The organism is Trichlorobacter thiogenes, assembly GCF_900167465.1.
In the GTDB taxonomy this organism is placed as follows: Bacteria; Desulfobacterota; Desulfuromonadia; order Geobacterales; family Pseudopelobacteraceae; genus Trichlorobacter; species Trichlorobacter thiogenes.
Map to the genome: position 1 here is coordinate 1 of NZ_FUWR01000009.1, position 14,900 is coordinate 14,900.

The window sequence follows — 14,900 nt, forward strand, 5'->3', positions numbered from 1 at the left end:
TTGACCAAGGTCAGGCCGGCGACAACATCGGCGCCCTGCTTCGTGGTGTAAAGCGTGAAGACATCGAGCGTGGCCAGGTACTTGCCAAGCCCGGTAGCATCACCCCGCACACCAAGTTCAAGGCAGAAGCCTATATCCTCACCAAAGAAGAAGGTGGTCGTCACACCCCATTCTTTAACGGCTACCGTCCCCAGTTCTACTTCCGCACCACAGACGTAACCGGTGTTGCAGAACTGCCAGCAGGCACTGAAATGGTAATGCCTGGTGACAACGTAGCTATGACCGTAAACCTGATCACCCCTATCGCAATGGACGAAGGCCTTCGCTTCGCCATCCGTGAAGGTGGTCGTACCGTAGGCGCCGGCGTCGTCAGCGCAATTATCGAGTAAAGATTAAGCGAGGAAGCGATGCAGAGCCAGAAGATCAGAATTCGCCTCAAGGCATATGACCATAAGTTGCTGGATGTATCCGTCGGTGAGATTGTTGAGACGGCAAAGCGTACCGGTGCTCGTGTAGCAGGGCCAATTCCACTGCCAACGGTTATCAATAAGTATTGCGTGCTGCGTGGACCTCACGTTGACAAGAAGTCCCGTGACCAGTTTGAGATCAGAACCCATAAGCGTCTGATTGATATTCTTGACCCGACACAGCAGACCGTTGACGCGCTGATGAAATTGGACCTGTCCGCAGGCGTTGATGTTGAAATCAAGCTGTAGACATTATTGCCAGATAGGATGTCTGTTATGAATAAAGGGATTATCGGAAAAAAGCTGGGCATGACCCAGATCTTCCTAGAAGATGGTACCCGCGTTCCAGTGACGGTGGTACAGGCAGGCCCTTGTGTGGTACTGCAAAAGAAGACAGCAGAAGTAGATGGCTATTCAGCCGTTCAGGTTGGTTTTGAGGCTGTTAATGCTGCTAAGGCAAATTCAGCTGACCGTGGGCATTGCGTTAAGGCAGGAAAAGGTGTGTTTAGGCACCTGCGTGAGCTCAAGCTTGAACAAGAGGCAGAACTGAATATCGGTGATGAACTTACCGTTCAGCAGTTTGAGCCAGGTGACCTGATTGATGTTACTGGTACCAGTATTGGTAAAGGTTTTCAGGGTGTTATCAAGCGTCATAACTTTAAGGGTGGCCGCGCCTCCCACGGTTCTCGCTTTCACCGTGCGCCTGGTTCCATCGGTTGCTCGGCAACCCCTTCACGGGTTTTTAAGAATAAGAAAATGCCGGGTCAGATGGGGAATGAGCGCGTTACTGTTCAGCGTCTCCAGGTGGTTCGAGTTGATGCAGATCAGAATCTTATCTTGATAAAAGGTGCGATTCCAGGTTCCAAGAACAATGTCGTTGTTATTAAAGACAGCGTCAAAGCCACCAAGTAATCAGACGGAGTAGTTACGTATGCCAACAATAGCTCTGTATAATATGAATCGTGAAAAGGTCGGGGAAGTTACTCTTGATGAGCAGATCTTTGCTGCTGAAGTTAAAGAGCCCCTGATTCATCAAGCCCTTAAGGTCCAACTGGCCAATCGTCGCGCAGGTACTGTTAAGACTAAGACCCGTGCTGAAGTTTCCGGTGGCGGTAGAAAACCTTTTAAGCAAAAAGGTACTGGTAATGCACGTCAAGGTTGTTCGCGCGCTCCCCAGTATCCTGGTGGTGGCACCGTTTTCGGTCCTCAGCCTAAAACCTATAACTTGGGTATTAACAAGAAAGCCCGTAAAGCAGCACTGCGTTCCTTGCTTTCTATGCAGCTCAAGTGTGAAAAGATTACTGTTCTTGATCAGCTCGAATTTGAAAAAATCTCAACAAAAGATTTTTCAGGATTTATGAAAAAATTCGATCTTGAGCGGTCTTTGATCATCACCGAGGAACCTTCGACGAACCTTTCACTTTCGTCAAGAAATGTTCCCTATGTTAAGTTGCTCAAGGCTGACGGTTTGAATGTGTTTGATGTGCTTAAGTATCAAAACATTGTCATGACCGAGGGTGCTGTGCGACTCGTGGAAGGAGCGCTGCAGTAATGAATATCTATTCAATCATTAAAAAGCCCCACGTTACTGAGAAAACATCACTCGGTACTGAGGCTGCAAACACCATCACGTTGGTGGTTGACCGAGATTCAAACAAGATTGAGATCAAGAAAGCTGTTGAGTCGCTCTTCAAGGTCAATGTTACTTCGGTACGTACCGTGAATGTGGCTGGTAAGGTAAAACGCTTCGGTCGTAATTATGGCAAGCGTCAAAACTGGAAAAAGGCCTATATCACGCTGAAGGAAGGCCAGACCGTCGACTTCTTCGAAGTGTAACGGACTAATCATTACTGAATCGGGGTTCAGGTATGGCAATAAAGAGCTACAAGCCCACATCTGCTGGGCGCAGACATCAAACCTGTTCGACGTTTGAGGAGATAACCTCCACAACGCCGGAGAAGTCCCTGCTGGTCAAGATTAAGAAGACTGGTGGTCGTAACCACTTTGGCCGAGTAACTGCACGCCATCAAGGCGGTGGTCACAAGCAGAAGTATCGTATGATAGATTTTCGTCGTGACAAGCGCGGTATCCCTGCGAAGGTTGCAACGATTGAATATGACCCTAACCGTAGTGCTCGAATCGCTCTTCTTCACTATACCGATGGTGAGAAACGCTACATTCTCGCACCGGTTGATCTGAAAGTAGGCGATACCGTGCTGAGCGGCCCGGAAGCTGATATCAAGCCAGGCAACTGTCTGCCTTTACGCTCGATTCCGCTGGGTACGATCATTCACAATATCGAACTAAAAATTGGTAAAGGGGCTCAGCTTGCCCGTAGTGCCGGTACTTTTGCCCAGTTGATGTCTAAAGAGGGCAAGTACTCACAGGTTAAGCTGCCTTCCGGTGAAGTTCGTCTGGTTCTTCAAGACTGTTATGCAACCATTGGTCAGGTAGGCAACATTGACCATGAAAATGTTAGTCTTGGTAAAGCAGGTCGTTCACGCTGGTTGGGCAAGCGTCCCAAGGTTCGTGGTGTTGCTATGAACCCGGTTGATCACCCACATGGTGGTGGTGAGGGTAGAACTTCTGGTGGACGTCATCCGGTAACACCGTGGGGTATCCCCACCAAGGGTTATAAAACTCGTACCAATAAGACGTCTGACCGCTTTATTGTTAAAAAACGCACGAAATAATCGAATGAGAGGCTAGCTCTATATGGCACGCTCGATAAAAAAAGGCCCTTTCATTGATGGGCATCTGATGAAGAAAGTTGAGACCGAAGGTCCTAACTCTAAAAAAATCATCAAGACCTGGTCACGCCGCTCTACTATTACTCCAGAATTCATTGGAGTGTCTCTGGCGGTACATAATGGCAAGAAATTCATCCCGGTGTTTGTAACCGAGAACATGGTCGGTCATAAATTAGGTGAATTTTCACCAACCCGGACCTTCCATGGCCATGCTGCCGATAAAAAGAGCAAGGTCAAGAAGTAATAAAGGAGTGATCTGAATGGAATCCAGTGCCAAATTAACATTAGCACGCCTGTCTCCGCGTAAGACGCGGACTGTCGCCGATCTGGTTCGGGGCAAGGGTATCCAGCAAGCCCTGAACACCCTGACGTTCTTGCCGAACCCGTCAGCACAGATTCTTCTCAAGCTTCTGAAGTCGGCTGTTGCCAATGCCGAGCAGAAGGGTGTGAACGATATAGACAAGCTGTTTGTAAAAACGATCTTTGTTGATGGCGGTGCAGTTCTTAAGCGTTTTGTTCCACGCGCAATGGGCCGTGCTAGCAAGATCCGCAAGCCGACAAGCCACATTTCAGTGGTTTTGTCTGACACGAAAACGAGATAGGCCGGAGGTGCAGTCTTGGGACAGAAAGTAAATCCGATAGGTTTCAGACTTGGCGTCATCAAGACCTGGGACTCAAAGTGGTACGCTGAGGCTGATTATGCCAAGAATCTCCACGAGGACCTGAAGATACGCAAGTTTTTGAAAAAACGTCTGTATAGTGCAGGTATCTCAAAGATTGAAATTGAGCGTGCTGCTAACAAGACTAAGATCAATATTCATGCTGCTCGTCCAGGCTTGATTATTGGTAAGAAGGGCGCTGAAGTCGAGCTGCTGAAAAAAGATCTGGCTGCCATTACCTCAAAAGAAGTTTTCATTAATATCAATGAGGTTCGTAAGCCTGAGCTTGATGCTCAACTTGTAGCAGAAAACGTGGCATTACAGCTTGAGCGCCGGATAGCATTCCGTCGCGCAATGAAGAAGAGTGTAACCTCTTCGCTCAAGTTTGGTGCTAAAGGTATTCGTATCACCTGCTCAGGTCGTCTGGGTGGTGCTGAAATGTCACGTACCGAGTGGTATCGTGAAGGCAGGGTACCGCTGCACACCTTGCGTGCTGATATCGATTACGGGTTTGCCGAGGCCATGACCACCTATGGTATCATTGGGGTAAAGGTCCTGATCTTCAAGGGCGAAGTCCTGCCAGGACAATAAGTTTCAGGAGCAAGTCACATGTTAATGCCGAAAAGGGTTAAGCATAGAAAGCAGATGAAAGGGCGGATGACAGGCGCAGCCTGCCGCCGGATCGAGATCTCATACGGTGAGTTTGCTTTGCAGGCCACTGAATGTGGTTGGGTTGACTCACGTCAGATTGAAGCTGCACGTATCGCCATGACCCGTTATATCAAGCGGGGCGGTAAAATCTGGATTCGTATGTTTCCTGATAAGCCGTTGACAGCAAAGCCTGCTGAAACCCGGATGGGTAAAGGTAAAGGTTCTCCTGATTCATGGGTTTGTGTAGTTAAGCCCGGCATGGTGCTGTATGAGATGGAAGGGGTTACTGAAGAAATCGCACGCGAGGCCTTCAGGTTGGCAGCTCATAAGTTGCCTATATCCACCAAGTTCATTACCAGAGGTACCCAAAATGAAGGCTAATGATATACGTAAAATGGCTGAGGCTGAATTGAAGCAGAAGCGTGAAGAATTAACGCAAGAGCTCTTCAACCTTAAGTTTCAACTGAACACAGGGCGCCTTGAGAATACTGGAAAGCTTGGCGCGATCCGTAAAGATATCGCACGGATCAATACCATCCTTACAGAAAGCAGGGGTTAGGACTGTCATGGGTGAGCTTGGACATAGACGTACTCAGACCGGTGTTGTGGTCAGTGACAAAATGGAAAAGACAGTTGTTGTAAGAGTCGACCGCCTTGTTAAACATCCGCTTTATAACAAGTATATCAAGCGGAGTGTAAAGTATAAGGTTCACGATGAGAAGAACAGCTGTAAGGCAGGGGACAAGGTGCAGATCGTTGAGTGCCGTCCATTAAGCAAAGACAAGCGCTGGGCCCTGCGCCAGATTCTTGAGAGCGCTGCGTAGCAGCCCCCCAGAGAGGATACGAGCATGATTCAGATGCAAACTATACTTGACGTAGCCGATAACTCTGGTGCAAAGAAACTGTTTTGCATCAAGGTATTAGGCGGGTCTAAGCGTAAATATGCAGGAGTTGGTGACATTGTTGTCTGCTCAGTGCGTGAAGCGCTACCGAATTCCAAGGTAAAAAAAGGTGATGTGGTCAAAGCGGTAATAGTTCGTACCGCCAAAGAACTTGGCCGCCCTGATGGTTCCTATATCCGTTTTGATAACAACTCAGGTGTTGTCATAAACAACGCAAAGGAGCCAGTAGGTACCCGTATCTTTGGTCCCGTTGCGCGGGAACTGCGGGCTAAAAAGTTTATGAAGATCATCTCCCTTGCACCGGAAGTACTTTAACGCAAAATTGGAGAAACACTGATGCAAACGAAAAAATATCACGTAGCTAAAGGTGATACGGTAATGGTTATTGCCGGTAAGGAAAAGGCAAAGACCGGTAAGGTGCTGCAGGTACTCCCTAAAAAGGACGCCGTTATCGTAGAAGGCCTTAATATGGTGAAGCGTCACGTACGTGCCCGCGGTAATGAGCCTGGTGGCATTACTGAAAAAGAAGCTGCACTACATGTATCCAATGTACAGCTCTACTGTACCAAGTGTGTGAAACCCGTTCGTACCAAAGTTACGGTACTTGAAAACGGTGATAAACAACGCACCTGTGTCAAGTGTAACAGCTCTCTGGAGAATTAATCGGGAGGAATCCAGGCCATGGCCAGATTAAAAGAAGTATATCAGAACGAAGTAGTGCAAAAACTGCGCACTGAGTTCAATTACAAAAATATTATGGAAGTCCCTAAAATTAAGAAGGTTGTTATCAATATGGGACTGGGTGAGGCGATCCAGAATGTTAAAATTCTCGATTCTGCTGCATCTGAGCTAGGCAAGATCACTGGTCAGAAGGCTGTAATTACCAAGGCGAAAAAATCGATAGCCAGCTTTAAGCTGCGTGAAGGTATGCCGATCGGTTGTATGGTTACTCTACGTCGTGATCGTATGTATGAATTTCTTGATCGCCTGATGAACGTTTCACTTGCTCGTGTACGTGACTTTAAAGGTGTTTCAGGTAAGGCTTTTGATGGACAGGGTAATTATACGCTGGGAATTAAAGAACAGCTGATTTTCCCTGAAATCAATTATGATGAAATCGACAAAATCAAGGGGTTGAATGTTACTATTGTGACTTCAGCTAAAAATGATGAAGAAGGCAAGGCCCTGCTTAAGCATATGGGCATGCCGTTCAGGAACTAGTGGGAGGTTTCCGTGGCAAAAGTCTCGATGATCAACAAGTCGCAGCGCACGCCTAAGTTCAAGGTTCGTCAGCATAACCGCTGCCCGGTCTGCGGACGTCCCAAGGCTTATTATCGCAAGTTTCAGATGTGCCGTATCTGCCTGCGTAAATATGCTTCCGCCGGACAGATCCCCGGCGTTATCAAGTCCAGCTGGTAATGCTGCATAACCTCAGAGGAGTGCGTCTCGATGTCAATGACTGATCCTATCGCCGATATGCTGACCAGAATTCGTAATGCGAATATGGTTAAGCTTCAAAAGGTCGATATCCCTTCTTCAAATGTCAAGGTGAATATCGCCCAGGTGTTGAAGCAAGAAGGGTACATCAAAAATTATAAGGTTATCGCTGATAATCGTCAGGGAGTCCTGCGGGTCTATCTGAAGTTCATCGACGAAAAAGATCCTGTGATCAATGAGATCACCCGGATTAGTAAGCCAGGTAGCCGGACCTATGTTGACTCTGAGTCAATTCCTACCATCAAAAATGGTTTAGGCATTGCGATTTTGTCAACCTCAAAGGGCATCATGACTGATGTATCAGCCCGCCAGGCCGGTATCGGTGGCGAACTGCTCTGCACCGTCTGGTAAGTAGTCAGTCCCAGTTCTAAAGGAGTCACACAATGTCACGAATCGGGAAATTGCCGATTGAAGTTCCTAAAGGGGTCGCAGTGACCTTTGCTGATTCAGTCCTGACCATCAAAGGTCCCAAGGGTGAATTGTGCCGTACGATTATGCCAGAAGTTTCCGTTGCTGTAGAGGACGGTAAAATCTGTGTTACTCGTCCTGATGATGCTATCAAGTCTCGTTCAGCTCACGGCCTTACCCGGACTTTGGTAAACAACATGGTTGTCGGTGTGACTACCGGTTACCAGACTGATCTCGAAATCAACGGCGTTGGTTATCGTGCAGAAGTTAAAGGATCTGAATTAGTGCTGAGTCTTGGCTATTCTCATCCGGTTGTTTTTCCACTTCCGACAGGTATCACTGTTGAAGTTGATAAAATGACAAAGCTTGCTGTAAAAGGCATTGATAAGGAACTGGTTGGTCAAACTGCTGCCAAAATTCGTTCCTTCCGTGGTCCTGAGCCTTATAAAGGCAAAGGTATCAAATATGCCACTGAAACCATTCTTCGTAAGGCTGGTAAGACTGGTAAAAAATAGGAACCTGTAACAGGGTAAGGAGCAGATCCGTGGGAAAGACATCACAAAAAACTATTACGCGCCTCAAGCGCCAGGTCAGAGTACGTAAAAAAGTAACAGGTACTGCTGAGCGACCACGTTTGAATGTTTTTAGAAGCGCAAATCATATTTATGCACAACTGATTGATGATGTGCAGGGTGTGACCTTGGCTGCTGCATCAACCTGCTCCGAAGGTGTTGCTCAGTCTGGTGTTCATACAGGCAATAAGTCTTCAGCAGCAGCTGTTGGTGCTGCAATCGCAAAGGTTGCCTTGCAAAAAGATATTCGCTCCGTCGTGTTTGACCGCAACGGATTTCTTTATCATGGCCGTATACAGGCTCTTGCAGATGCGGCTCGGGAAGCCGGTCTTGATTTCTAAGTTTTCACTCTCCCAGGGAGGTTTGTAGTGAGCAGGATTAACGCAAACGATTTAAACCTGACAGACAGGGTTGTACACATCAGCCGTGTTGCAAAGGTTGTAAAGGGTGGCCGTCGCTTTAGTTTCTCTGCACTAGTCGTTGTTGGTGATGCCAGTGGGCATGTCGGCTATGGACTTGGCAAAGCAAACGAAGTGCCTGAAGCGATCCGTAAGGGTGTAGAGCAGGCTAAAAAGAACCTGATCAAGGTTCCGGTTAACCAAAATCAGTCCATTCCGTATGAAATCATTGGACGATTTGGCGCCGGCCGGATTCTTATGAAGCCAGCTTCACCAGGTACAGGAGTTATTGCAGGTGGCGCTTCACGTGCGATATTTGAAGCTGCCGGGATTAGCAATATTCTTTCTAAGTGCCTCGGGTCAAATAACCCACACAACGTCGTTAAGGCTGCTTTTGAAGGTCTGCGTCTGCTCAAGACCCCTGAAGAGCTTATAGCACGTCGTGGTCTGGCTGAATAAACAGACGTAAGACTCCCTGACGAAGGAATTGATACCATGAGTAACATGCTGGAAATAACCCTGGTTAAAAGTACTATTGGTGCTACGGAGAAGCAGTGTGCGGTTGTACGTGGCCTTGGCCTGCGTCGCCTGCACCAGACGGTTTCCTTGGTGGATACTCCTGAAACACGCGGGATGGTCAACAAGATAAACCATATGTTGAAGGTTAAGTAAAGGATGGAGACCTCCATGGAACTGAACAGCCTACGACCCGCAATGGGGTCTACTAAAAATAGAAAACGTATTGGACGTGGTATTGGTTCTGGTCACGGAAAGACAGCAACCAAGGGTCACAAAGGTCAAAAAGCCCGTTCTGGTGGTAGCATTAAGCCAGGTTTTGAAGGCGGCCAGATGCCACTTCAACGTCGTTTGCCTAAGCGTGGTTTTAGGCCGCTTGACCGGAATGAGTATGTGCTTATCAATCTGCAGCAGCTGGATGTTTTTGAAGCTGGTAGCTGTGTTGATCGTGACGCCATGAATGCTAAAGGCTTGCTGAAAAAATCAAATCTCCCTGTTAAGGTTCTTGCTAATGGTGATATTACCAAGGCCCTGACTGTGAAAGCGGATAAATTTAGTAAGTCAGCTATTGAGAAAATTCAGGCTGTTGGCGGTAAAATAGAGGACACCAGCGCGTGTTAGAGGCTTTTCAGAACATCTTCCGTATTCCTGAATTGAAGAAGCGGGTTTTGTTCACACTGGGTATGCTGGCAGTGTATCGGGTGGGATGTCATATTCCAACACCTGGTATCGATTCTGTAGCGCTGTCACATTTTTTCAAACAGGCTCAAGGAACTCTCCTGGGCCTGTTTGATATGTTTTCCGGTGGTGCGCTTGAGCGTATGTCTGTTTTTGCGCTTGGCATCATGCCCTATATCTCTTCTTCCATTATTTTTCAGCTTTTGACGGTAGTTGTTCCAGCCATTGAAAAGTTGTCAAAGGAGGGTGAGGCCGGACGGAAAAAGATCACCCAGTATACTCGTTACGGCACTGTGCTGCTTAGTATAGTGCAGGGCTCTGGTATTGCGATCGGACTTGAAAGTATGCGGGGACCTGCTGGTGAGTTGGTAGTGCCGACTCCTGGATGGTCTTTCCGTCTGCTGACTATTATTACCTTAACTGCTGGCACCGCCTTTATTATGTGGCTTGGTGAGCAGATGACTGAGCGTGGTATCGGTAACGGCATTTCGCTGATTATCTTTGCAGGCATTGTTGTCAGAATACCCTCAGCTATCGCCAATACTGGTAAATTGATCAATAGTGGTAACTTGTCATTATTTGCTCTTATCTTTGTTTTGGTTTTAATGGCTGCAGTTATTGCTGCTATTGTTTTTGTTGAGCGTGGACAACGGCGACTACCTATTCACTACGCTAAGAGGGTTACTGGTTTGAAGACATTCAGTCCTCAAACTTCTCATTTACCCTTAAAAGTAAATATGGCCGGCGTTATTCCTCCTATCTTTGCATCATCGATTATTATGTTTCCGGCAACAGTGGCCAATTTTATTAATATTCCTGCTGTTCAACAGTTTGCAAAAATGCTGACGCCAGGTAATTGGTTGTATAATGTATTTTATGTTGCGTTTATTGTTTTCTTTTGCTATTTCTATACGGCTGTCACGTTTAACCCTGCTGACGTTGCAGAAAATATTAAAAAGCATGGCGGTTATATACCTGGAATTCGTCCGGGAAAGGAAACTTCTGAGTATATGGATAGTATACTTACCAAGTTGACCTTTGCTGGTGCTATTTATATTTCATTGGTTTGTGTGCTGCCGTCTCTGCTTGTTAGTGGTTTTAGGCTTAACTTGCCATTTTATTTTGGTGGGACATCGCTTTTGATTGCTGTTGGTGTGGGTATGGATACGGTGGCTCAGATTGAGTCTCATCTGATAACCCGTAACTATGATGGCTTCTTAAAAGGTGTCAGGATACGAGGCCGGAGGTAGTATGGATTTGGTTCTGTTCGGTCCTCCGGGGGCTGGTAAAGGTACCCAGGCTCAGTTCTTGGTGGAGTCTTACAAGATTCCCCAGATCTCTACTGGTGACATGCTGCGTGCGGCTGTGAAGGCTGGTACGCCATTGGGTGTTAAGGCGCAGGAGATTATGGCTCAGGGTGGCCTTGTCTCTGATGATATTGTGCTCGGTATTGTTGCTGAGCGAATTGTTCAGGATGATTGTTGTGCCGGTTTTGTGCTTGATGGTTTTCCCCGTACGATACCACAGGCTGACGCATTGGATCTGATTTTAAAGCAAGCAGGTCGTGCAATCGATCATGTAATATCCCTTGAGGTTGATACGGAAGAAATCGTAAAGCGATTGTCTGGGCGCAGGTCCTGTCCATCATGTGGTAAGGGTTATCACATTACTTTTGATGCTCCTAAAGAAGAGGGCGTCTGCGATATTTGTGGTTCGAGTTTAGTGCAGCGAGCAGATGATCAAGAGGATACGGTACGGAATAGGTTGCTGGTGTATGAGCAACAGACCGCCCCTCTTAAGGAATATTATAGATCTAAGCATGTTTTGTGTTCGATCCCTGGTATGGGGGCGATAGCGGAAATTCAGCAACGGATCATCAATGCTTTGGTGAGTTAGTAATGATCGTCCTAAAGTCTCTTCGTGAGATTGAGCGGATGCGTGTGCCGTGTCAAATAGTTGCAGAAGTTCTTGCTCTTTTGAAGGAAAAAGCAGTCCCAGGTGTATCTACACTTGATCTGGAAGAAATTGCACTCAAGGAAACCAAGAAGCGTAAAGCGATACCTGCGTTTAAAGGTTATGCTGGTTTCCCGTTTGCACTTTGTTGTTCTCCTAATGATCGTGTGATTCACGGGATGCCGAATTCGATACCTCTTAAAGATGGCGATATATTAAGTGTTGATTTCGGTGTGCTTTATGATGAGTTTTACGGCGATGCTGCTGTGACTATACCGGTTGCTGCTGTGAGTTCAGAAGCAACAAAGCTTCTTAAGGTTACTGAGGAGTCACTTTACAAGGGAATTGATCAAGCTATTTCAGGCGGTCGCTTGTTTGATATTTCTTGTGCTGTTCAGACCCATGTAGAAAATGCTGGGTATTCGGTTGTTCGTGATTTTGTCGGACATGGTATTGGCAAAAAACTGCACGAAGAACCACAAGTGCCTAACTATGGTGTAGCTGGACGAGGTGTGCAGCTCAAGCCTGGTATGGTGTTGGCGATTGAGCCGATGGTAAATATAGGTAGTTTTGCAGTTAAGGTTCTTGATGACGGTTGGACGACGGTAACTGCCGATGGTAGTCTTTCTGCACATTTTGAGCATACTGTAGCAATAACGTCTAACGGTCCTGATATTCTTACACGCCTCTAAGAGGCGTAGGCAGAAAGGTGAACAGAAATGAAAGTTCGGGCATCTGTCAAAAAGATCTGCGATAAGTGCAAGATCATTAAGCGCAAAGGTGTTGTGCGCGTTATTTGTGACACACCCAAGCATTCTCAACGTCAAGGGTAACAACCAAGGAGGACGAGCAGTGGCACGTATTGCGGGTATTGACCTACCAAAAAACAAGCGGATAGAAATCGCCTTGACCTATATCTACGGTATAGGGCGTACAACCGCCAAGAATATTCTTGTTGCTACCAGTATTGACGGTAGCACTCGCACTGATAAGCTCACAGAGGCTGAGGTTGGTAAGCTCCGTGAAGAAATAGACAAGAATGTTAAGGTTGAAGGTGACCTTCGTCGTGAAGTGTCTATGAATATCAAGCGCTTGATGGACCTCGGTTGTTATCGTGGTCTGCGTCATCGTAAGGGCTTGCCATGTCGTGGACAACGTACGAAGACCAATGCACGTACACGTAAAGGTCCTGCTCGTACGGTTGCTGGCAAGAAGAAGTAATTTAACCACAGAATACGTCTGGAGGTAGTATGGCAGCCCCAAAAAAGGTCGTCAGAAAAAAGAAAGAAAAAAAGAATATAACCAATGGCGTTGCTCATATCCAAGCAACGTTTAACAATACCATTATAACCATCACAGATCCGGTGGGTAATGTTGTTGCCTGGTCTACTGCTGGTGCCAAGGGGTTCAAGGGCTCACGTAAAAGCACCCCGTTTGCTGCACAGGTTGCGGCTGAGGATTGTGCTCGGAAAGCTCAAGAACATGGTCTTCGTAATATCGAAGTATATGTTAAAGGTCCCGGTTCAGGTCGTGAATCAGCGCTTCGTGCATTGCAGGCAACTGGTTTAAACGTTAGTTTTATTCGTGACGTGACACCAATTCCTCATAATGGTTGCCGTCCACCTAAGCGTAGAAGAGTTTAATATAACCGCTATTTAATAAGCACCTGATACTGTAAGAGGAGGCTGTCTTGGCTAGATATATCGGACCATCCTGCCGTTTGTGCAGACGAGAAAATATGGAACTGTTCCTGAAAGGGGACCGTTGTTATACAGATAAATGTGCCCTTAAGCGTCGTAACTACCCTCCGGGCCAGCATGGACAAGGACGTTCTAAAACCTCTGATTACGGTGTCCAGTTGCGTGAAAAACAAAAGGTTAAGCGTTTGTATGGTCTGCTGGAAAAGCAGTTCCGTAGCTATTTTGACCGAGCAGACCGTATGAAGGGTGTTACAGGCGAAAACCTGCTTACCCTGCTTGAGCGTCGTCTTGATAACGTTGTCTATCGTTTGGGTTTTGCTTCTTCACGTTCAGAAGCACGTCAGCTGGTTCGTCATGGCCACTTTGTACTGAATGGTCGTAAAGCAACTATCCCTTCAATGCAGGTAAAATCTGGCGATCAGATTGAACTGCGTGAGAAGAGCCGTGCTGTTGTTTCTATTAATGAGGCATTAGATGCTGTTGTTCGTCGTGGCATTCCCCAGTGGCTTGAGCTTGGACGTGATGAATTTAAGGGTTCAGTAAAAATGATCCCAGTTCGCGAAGATATCGTTACTCCGATTCAGGAACAGCTGATTGTTGAACTTTACTCCAAGTAGTATTTGTTTAGTTCAGTATTGGTTTACGCAGTAATCTATCGTTTACCCCTTGAGGGGAGGATTTGAATGTATAAAAACTGGCGTGATCTGATAAAGCCGAAACAACTTCAGATTGAAAAAGAAACGCTTACACCGATGTATGGTAAGTTCGTTGCGGAGCCTTTTGAGCGTGGTTTTGGTACTACACTTGGTAACTCTTTGCGTCGAGTATTGCTTTCTTCTTTGCAAGGTGCCGCTATTACGTCTGTGCGGATTAAAGGTGTACAGCATGAATTTTCATCGATTCCTGGTGTTACTGAAGACGTAACTGATATCATATTAAACCTTAAGAGTGTAAGACTGCGCTTTCACGGTACTGATCAGGCAACTATCAGGGTCATTCATAAGGGTGACGGCATTATTAAAGCTGCTGATATCATGGTTCCGCATAATGTCGAGATCATGAATCCTGAGATGCATATTGCAACTTGTGGCAAAGATGCTGTGCTTGAGATGGAAATGACGGTAAAAATCGGCAAAGGTTATGTGTCTGCTGATCGTAATCGTGATGAAAAAGCTCCTGTAGGCACCATTCCTATTGATGCTATTTTCTCTCCAATCATTAAGGTTAATTTTGTTGTTTCAAATGCTCGTGTTGGTCAGATGACTGACTATGACAAACTGACCTTGGAAGTATGGACTGATGGTAGTGCGAAGCCCGATGATGCCATTGCCTATGCTGCTAAGATTGTAAAAGAGCAGATGTCAATTTTTATTAACTTTGATGAGGAGTCTGAGCCACTTTATCAGGATGAAGCGGCCGAAGATGATTCCAAGATCAATGAAAACCTGTATCGCACTGTTGAAGAGCTTGAGCTTTCGGTTCGTTCAGCTAATTGTCTTAAAAATGCCGGTATCAAGCTGATAGGTGAACTGGTGTCAAAGTCAGAAGCAGAAATGCTCAAGACACAGAATTTTGGTCGTAAGTCACTCAATGAGATCAAGGACATTTTGAATGAAATGGGATTAACCTTCGGTATGAAGCTGGATTCCTTTCCTGATCCAGAAGTGATTAAGCGTCTGCGCGGTGAGCAGAAGGATGAAGAATAACACCTTTACAGGTGTGGATACTTTCGTAGAATAGTAGAAAGGA

The 14,900-nt window shown here is 46.4% G+C and carries 30 protein-coding genes; all 30 read left to right on the plus strand.

Features of this window, described 5'->3' with window-relative positions; translation table 11 throughout:
• A partial coding sequence (locus B5D39_RS08975; RefSeq protein ID WP_483028302.1) for an elongation factor Tu occupies positions 1–389 on the plus strand: 389 nt, incomplete at its 5' end.
• 18 nt (positions 390–407) lie between these two features.
• Positions 408–716 carry a 30S ribosomal protein S10 gene (rpsJ, locus tag B5D39_RS08980; RefSeq protein ID WP_012469411.1) on the plus strand — a complete coding sequence of 103 codons (309 nt, stop codon included), beginning with the start codon at positions 408–410 and terminating at the stop codon, positions 714–716.
• 27 nt (positions 717–743) lie between these two features.
• Positions 744–1,379, plus strand: a complete 636-nt coding sequence (gene rplC, locus B5D39_RS08985; protein WP_078790133.1) for a 50S ribosomal protein L3 — start codon at positions 744–746, stop codon at positions 1,377–1,379.
• Positions 1,380–1,398: 19 nt separating this feature from the next.
• Positions 1,399–2,019 carry a 50S ribosomal protein L4 gene (rplD, locus tag B5D39_RS08990; protein WP_078790134.1) on the plus strand — a complete coding sequence of 207 codons (621 nt, stop codon included), beginning with the start codon at positions 1,399–1,401 and terminating at the stop codon, positions 2,017–2,019.
• Positions 2,019–2,303, plus strand: a complete 285-nt coding sequence (rplW, locus tag B5D39_RS08995) for a 50S ribosomal protein L23 (RefSeq protein WP_012469414.1) — start codon at positions 2,019–2,021, stop codon at positions 2,301–2,303. Before rplD ends, rplW begins: the two co-directional genes overlap by 1 nt.
• A 32-nt stretch (positions 2,304–2,335) precedes the next feature.
• The gene (gene rplB / locus B5D39_RS09000; protein WP_078790135.1) at positions 2,336–3,160 is read left to right on the plus strand and encodes a 50S ribosomal protein L2; all 825 of its coding nucleotides are present in this window, start codon (positions 2,336–2,338) and stop codon (positions 3,158–3,160) included.
• Positions 3,161–3,182: 22 nt separating this feature from the next.
• Entirely contained in the window at positions 3,183–3,461 is a 279-nt protein-coding gene (gene rpsS, locus B5D39_RS09005; RefSeq protein ID WP_078790136.1) for a 30S ribosomal protein S19, read from the plus strand.
• 16 nt (positions 3,462–3,477) lie between these two features.
• On the plus strand, positions 3,478–3,819 hold the full coding sequence (gene rplV / locus B5D39_RS09010; protein ID WP_078790137.1) for a 50S ribosomal protein L22: 342 nt from the start codon (positions 3,478–3,480) through the stop codon (positions 3,817–3,819).
• A gap of 15 nt (positions 3,820–3,834) precedes the next feature.
• Positions 3,835–4,467 carry a 30S ribosomal protein S3 gene (rpsC, locus tag B5D39_RS09015; RefSeq protein ID WP_078790138.1) on the plus strand — a complete coding sequence of 211 codons (633 nt, stop codon included), beginning with the start codon at positions 3,835–3,837 and terminating at the stop codon, positions 4,465–4,467.
• 18 nt (positions 4,468–4,485) lie between these two features.
• Positions 4,486–4,908 (plus strand): 50S ribosomal protein L16, encoded by a 423-nt coding sequence (gene rplP, locus B5D39_RS09020; protein WP_012469419.1) that lies wholly within the window; start codon positions 4,486–4,488, stop codon positions 4,906–4,908.
• Positions 4,898–5,086, plus strand: coding sequence for a 50S ribosomal protein L29 (gene rpmC / locus B5D39_RS09025; RefSeq protein WP_078790139.1), 189 nt, complete (start codon positions 4,898–4,900; stop codon positions 5,084–5,086). Before rplP ends, rpmC begins: the two co-directional genes overlap by 11 nt.
• A gap of 7 nt (positions 5,087–5,093) precedes the next feature.
• Positions 5,094–5,351 carry a 30S ribosomal protein S17 gene (rpsQ, locus tag B5D39_RS09030; RefSeq protein ID WP_012469421.1) on the plus strand — a complete coding sequence of 86 codons (258 nt, stop codon included), beginning with the start codon at positions 5,094–5,096 and terminating at the stop codon, positions 5,349–5,351.
• 24 nt (positions 5,352–5,375) lie between these two features.
• Entirely contained in the window at positions 5,376–5,744 is a 369-nt protein-coding gene (rplN, locus tag B5D39_RS09035) for a 50S ribosomal protein L14 (protein WP_012469422.1), read from the plus strand.
• A gap of 21 nt (positions 5,745–5,765) precedes the next feature.
• Positions 5,766–6,092 (plus strand): 50S ribosomal protein L24, encoded by a 327-nt coding sequence (rplX, locus tag B5D39_RS09040; RefSeq protein ID WP_078790140.1) that lies wholly within the window; start codon positions 5,766–5,768, stop codon positions 6,090–6,092.
• Positions 6,093–6,110: 18 nt separating this feature from the next.
• Positions 6,111–6,650 carry a 50S ribosomal protein L5 gene (gene rplE / locus B5D39_RS09045; protein ID WP_078790141.1) on the plus strand — a complete coding sequence of 180 codons (540 nt, stop codon included), beginning with the start codon at positions 6,111–6,113 and terminating at the stop codon, positions 6,648–6,650.
• A gap of 12 nt (positions 6,651–6,662) precedes the next feature.
• Positions 6,663–6,848: a type Z 30S ribosomal protein S14 gene (locus B5D39_RS09050; protein WP_078790142.1), complete on the plus strand. Its 186-nt coding sequence runs from the start codon at positions 6,663–6,665 to the stop codon at positions 6,846–6,848.
• A gap of 30 nt (positions 6,849–6,878) precedes the next feature.
• Positions 6,879–7,277, plus strand: a complete 399-nt coding sequence (rpsH, locus tag B5D39_RS09055; RefSeq protein WP_078790143.1) for a 30S ribosomal protein S8 — start codon at positions 6,879–6,881, stop codon at positions 7,275–7,277.
• A gap of 32 nt (positions 7,278–7,309) precedes the next feature.
• Complete coding sequence (gene rplF, locus B5D39_RS09060; RefSeq protein WP_078790144.1) at positions 7,310–7,849, plus strand: 50S ribosomal protein L6; 540 nt, start codon at positions 7,310–7,312, stop codon at positions 7,847–7,849.
• A 29-nt stretch (positions 7,850–7,878) separates the two neighbouring features.
• On the plus strand, positions 7,879–8,247 hold the full coding sequence (gene rplR / locus B5D39_RS09065; protein WP_078790145.1) for a 50S ribosomal protein L18: 369 nt from the start codon (positions 7,879–7,881) through the stop codon (positions 8,245–8,247).
• Between the two features lie 27 nt (positions 8,248–8,274).
• Positions 8,275–8,763, plus strand: coding sequence for a 30S ribosomal protein S5 (rpsE, locus tag B5D39_RS09070; RefSeq protein ID WP_078790146.1), 489 nt, complete (start codon positions 8,275–8,277; stop codon positions 8,761–8,763).
• Between the two features lie 36 nt (positions 8,764–8,799).
• Complete coding sequence (rpmD, locus tag B5D39_RS09075) at positions 8,800–8,976, plus strand: 50S ribosomal protein L30 (RefSeq protein WP_078790147.1); 177 nt, start codon at positions 8,800–8,802, stop codon at positions 8,974–8,976.
• Positions 8,977–8,991: 15 nt separating this feature from the next.
• Positions 8,992–9,441, plus strand: coding sequence for a 50S ribosomal protein L15 (gene rplO / locus B5D39_RS09080; protein ID WP_078790148.1), 450 nt, complete (start codon positions 8,992–8,994; stop codon positions 9,439–9,441).
• Entirely contained in the window at positions 9,435–10,748 is a 1,314-nt protein-coding gene (gene secY / locus B5D39_RS09085) for a preprotein translocase subunit SecY (protein ID WP_078790149.1), read from the plus strand. The genes rplO and secY overlap by 7 nt, the downstream gene beginning before the upstream one ends.
• Position 10,749: 1 nt before the next feature.
• Positions 10,750–11,394: an adenylate kinase gene (locus tag B5D39_RS09090; protein WP_078790150.1), complete on the plus strand. Its 645-nt coding sequence runs from the start codon at positions 10,750–10,752 to the stop codon at positions 11,392–11,394.
• A 2-nt stretch (positions 11,395–11,396) separates the two neighbouring features.
• On the plus strand, positions 11,397–12,143 hold the full coding sequence (gene map / locus B5D39_RS09095) for a type I methionyl aminopeptidase (protein WP_078790151.1): 747 nt from the start codon (positions 11,397–11,399) through the stop codon (positions 12,141–12,143).
• A gap of 27 nt (positions 12,144–12,170) precedes the next feature.
• The gene (rpmJ, locus tag B5D39_RS09100) at positions 12,171–12,284 is read left to right on the plus strand and encodes a 50S ribosomal protein L36 (protein WP_012469435.1); all 114 of its coding nucleotides are present in this window, start codon (positions 12,171–12,173) and stop codon (positions 12,282–12,284) included.
• A 19-nt stretch (positions 12,285–12,303) separates the two neighbouring features.
• Entirely contained in the window at positions 12,304–12,672 is a 369-nt protein-coding gene (rpsM, locus tag B5D39_RS09105; RefSeq protein WP_078790152.1) for a 30S ribosomal protein S13, read from the plus strand.
• A gap of 29 nt (positions 12,673–12,701) precedes the next feature.
• Complete coding sequence (gene rpsK / locus B5D39_RS09110) at positions 12,702–13,094, plus strand: 30S ribosomal protein S11 (RefSeq protein ID WP_012469437.1); 393 nt, start codon at positions 12,702–12,704, stop codon at positions 13,092–13,094.
• Positions 13,095–13,141: 47 nt separating this feature from the next.
• Positions 13,142–13,768 carry a 30S ribosomal protein S4 gene (gene rpsD, locus B5D39_RS09115; RefSeq protein ID WP_078790153.1) on the plus strand — a complete coding sequence of 209 codons (627 nt, stop codon included), beginning with the start codon at positions 13,142–13,144 and terminating at the stop codon, positions 13,766–13,768.
• Between the two features lie 66 nt (positions 13,769–13,834).
• Positions 13,835–14,857: a DNA-directed RNA polymerase subunit alpha gene (locus tag B5D39_RS09120; protein ID WP_078790154.1), complete on the plus strand. Its 1,023-nt coding sequence runs from the start codon at positions 13,835–13,837 to the stop codon at positions 14,855–14,857.
• The last annotated feature ends 43 nt before the right edge of the window (positions 14,858–14,900 follow it).

Bases quoted from the DNA above. Each gene is read 5' to 3' on its own strand.
- rplV (WP_078790137.1), top strand. From the start codon at position 3,478: ATGGAATCCAGTGCCAAATTAACATTAGCACGCCTGTCTCCGCGTAAG.
- rplD (WP_078790134.1), top strand. From the start codon at position 1,399: ATGCCAACAATAGCTCTGTATAATATGAATCGTGAAAAGGTCGGGGAA.
- map (WP_078790151.1), top strand. From the start codon at position 11,397: ATGATCGTCCTAAAGTCTCTTCGTGAGATTGAGCGGATGCGTGTGCCG.
- rpsQ (WP_012469421.1), top strand. From the start codon at position 5,094: ATGGGTGAGCTTGGACATAGACGTACTCAGACCGGTGTTGTGGTCAGT.
- rplW (WP_012469414.1), top strand. From the start codon at position 2,019: ATGAATATCTATTCAATCATTAAAAAGCCCCACGTTACTGAGAAAACA.
- rplF (WP_078790144.1), top strand. From the start codon at position 7,310: ATGTCACGAATCGGGAAATTGCCGATTGAAGTTCCTAAAGGGGTCGCA.
- B5D39_RS09090 (WP_078790150.1), top strand. From the start codon at position 10,750: ATGGATTTGGTTCTGTTCGGTCCTCCGGGGGCTGGTAAAGGTACCCAG.
- rplN (WP_012469422.1), top strand. From the start codon at position 5,376: ATGATTCAGATGCAAACTATACTTGACGTAGCCGATAACTCTGGTGCA.
- rpsH (WP_078790143.1), top strand. From the start codon at position 6,879: ATGTCAATGACTGATCCTATCGCCGATATGCTGACCAGAATTCGTAAT.
- rpmD (WP_078790147.1), top strand. From the start codon at position 8,800: ATGAGTAACATGCTGGAAATAACCCTGGTTAAAAGTACTATTGGTGCT.
- rplE (WP_078790141.1), top strand. From the start codon at position 6,111: ATGGCCAGATTAAAAGAAGTATATCAGAACGAAGTAGTGCAAAAACTG.
- rpmJ (WP_012469435.1), top strand. From the start codon at position 12,171: ATGAAAGTTCGGGCATCTGTCAAAAAGATCTGCGATAAGTGCAAGATC.
- B5D39_RS09120 (WP_078790154.1), top strand. From the start codon at position 13,835: ATGTATAAAAACTGGCGTGATCTGATAAAGCCGAAACAACTTCAGATT.
- rplB (WP_078790135.1), top strand. From the start codon at position 2,336: ATGGCAATAAAGAGCTACAAGCCCACATCTGCTGGGCGCAGACATCAA.
- rplX (WP_078790140.1), top strand. From the start codon at position 5,766: ATGCAAACGAAAAAATATCACGTAGCTAAAGGTGATACGGTAATGGTT.
- rplP (WP_012469419.1), top strand. From the start codon at position 4,486: ATGTTAATGCCGAAAAGGGTTAAGCATAGAAAGCAGATGAAAGGGCGG.
- rplC (WP_078790133.1), top strand. From the start codon at position 744: ATGAATAAAGGGATTATCGGAAAAAAGCTGGGCATGACCCAGATCTTC.
- rpmC (WP_078790139.1), top strand. From the start codon at position 4,898: ATGAAGGCTAATGATATACGTAAAATGGCTGAGGCTGAATTGAAGCAG.
- rplO (WP_078790148.1), top strand. From the start codon at position 8,992: ATGGAACTGAACAGCCTACGACCCGCAATGGGGTCTACTAAAAATAGA.
- rpsK (WP_012469437.1), top strand. From the start codon at position 12,702: ATGGCAGCCCCAAAAAAGGTCGTCAGAAAAAAGAAAGAAAAAAAGAAT.
- rpsS (WP_078790136.1), top strand. From the start codon at position 3,183: ATGGCACGCTCGATAAAAAAAGGCCCTTTCATTGATGGGCATCTGATG.
- rpsJ (WP_012469411.1), top strand. From the start codon at position 408: ATGCAGAGCCAGAAGATCAGAATTCGCCTCAAGGCATATGACCATAAG.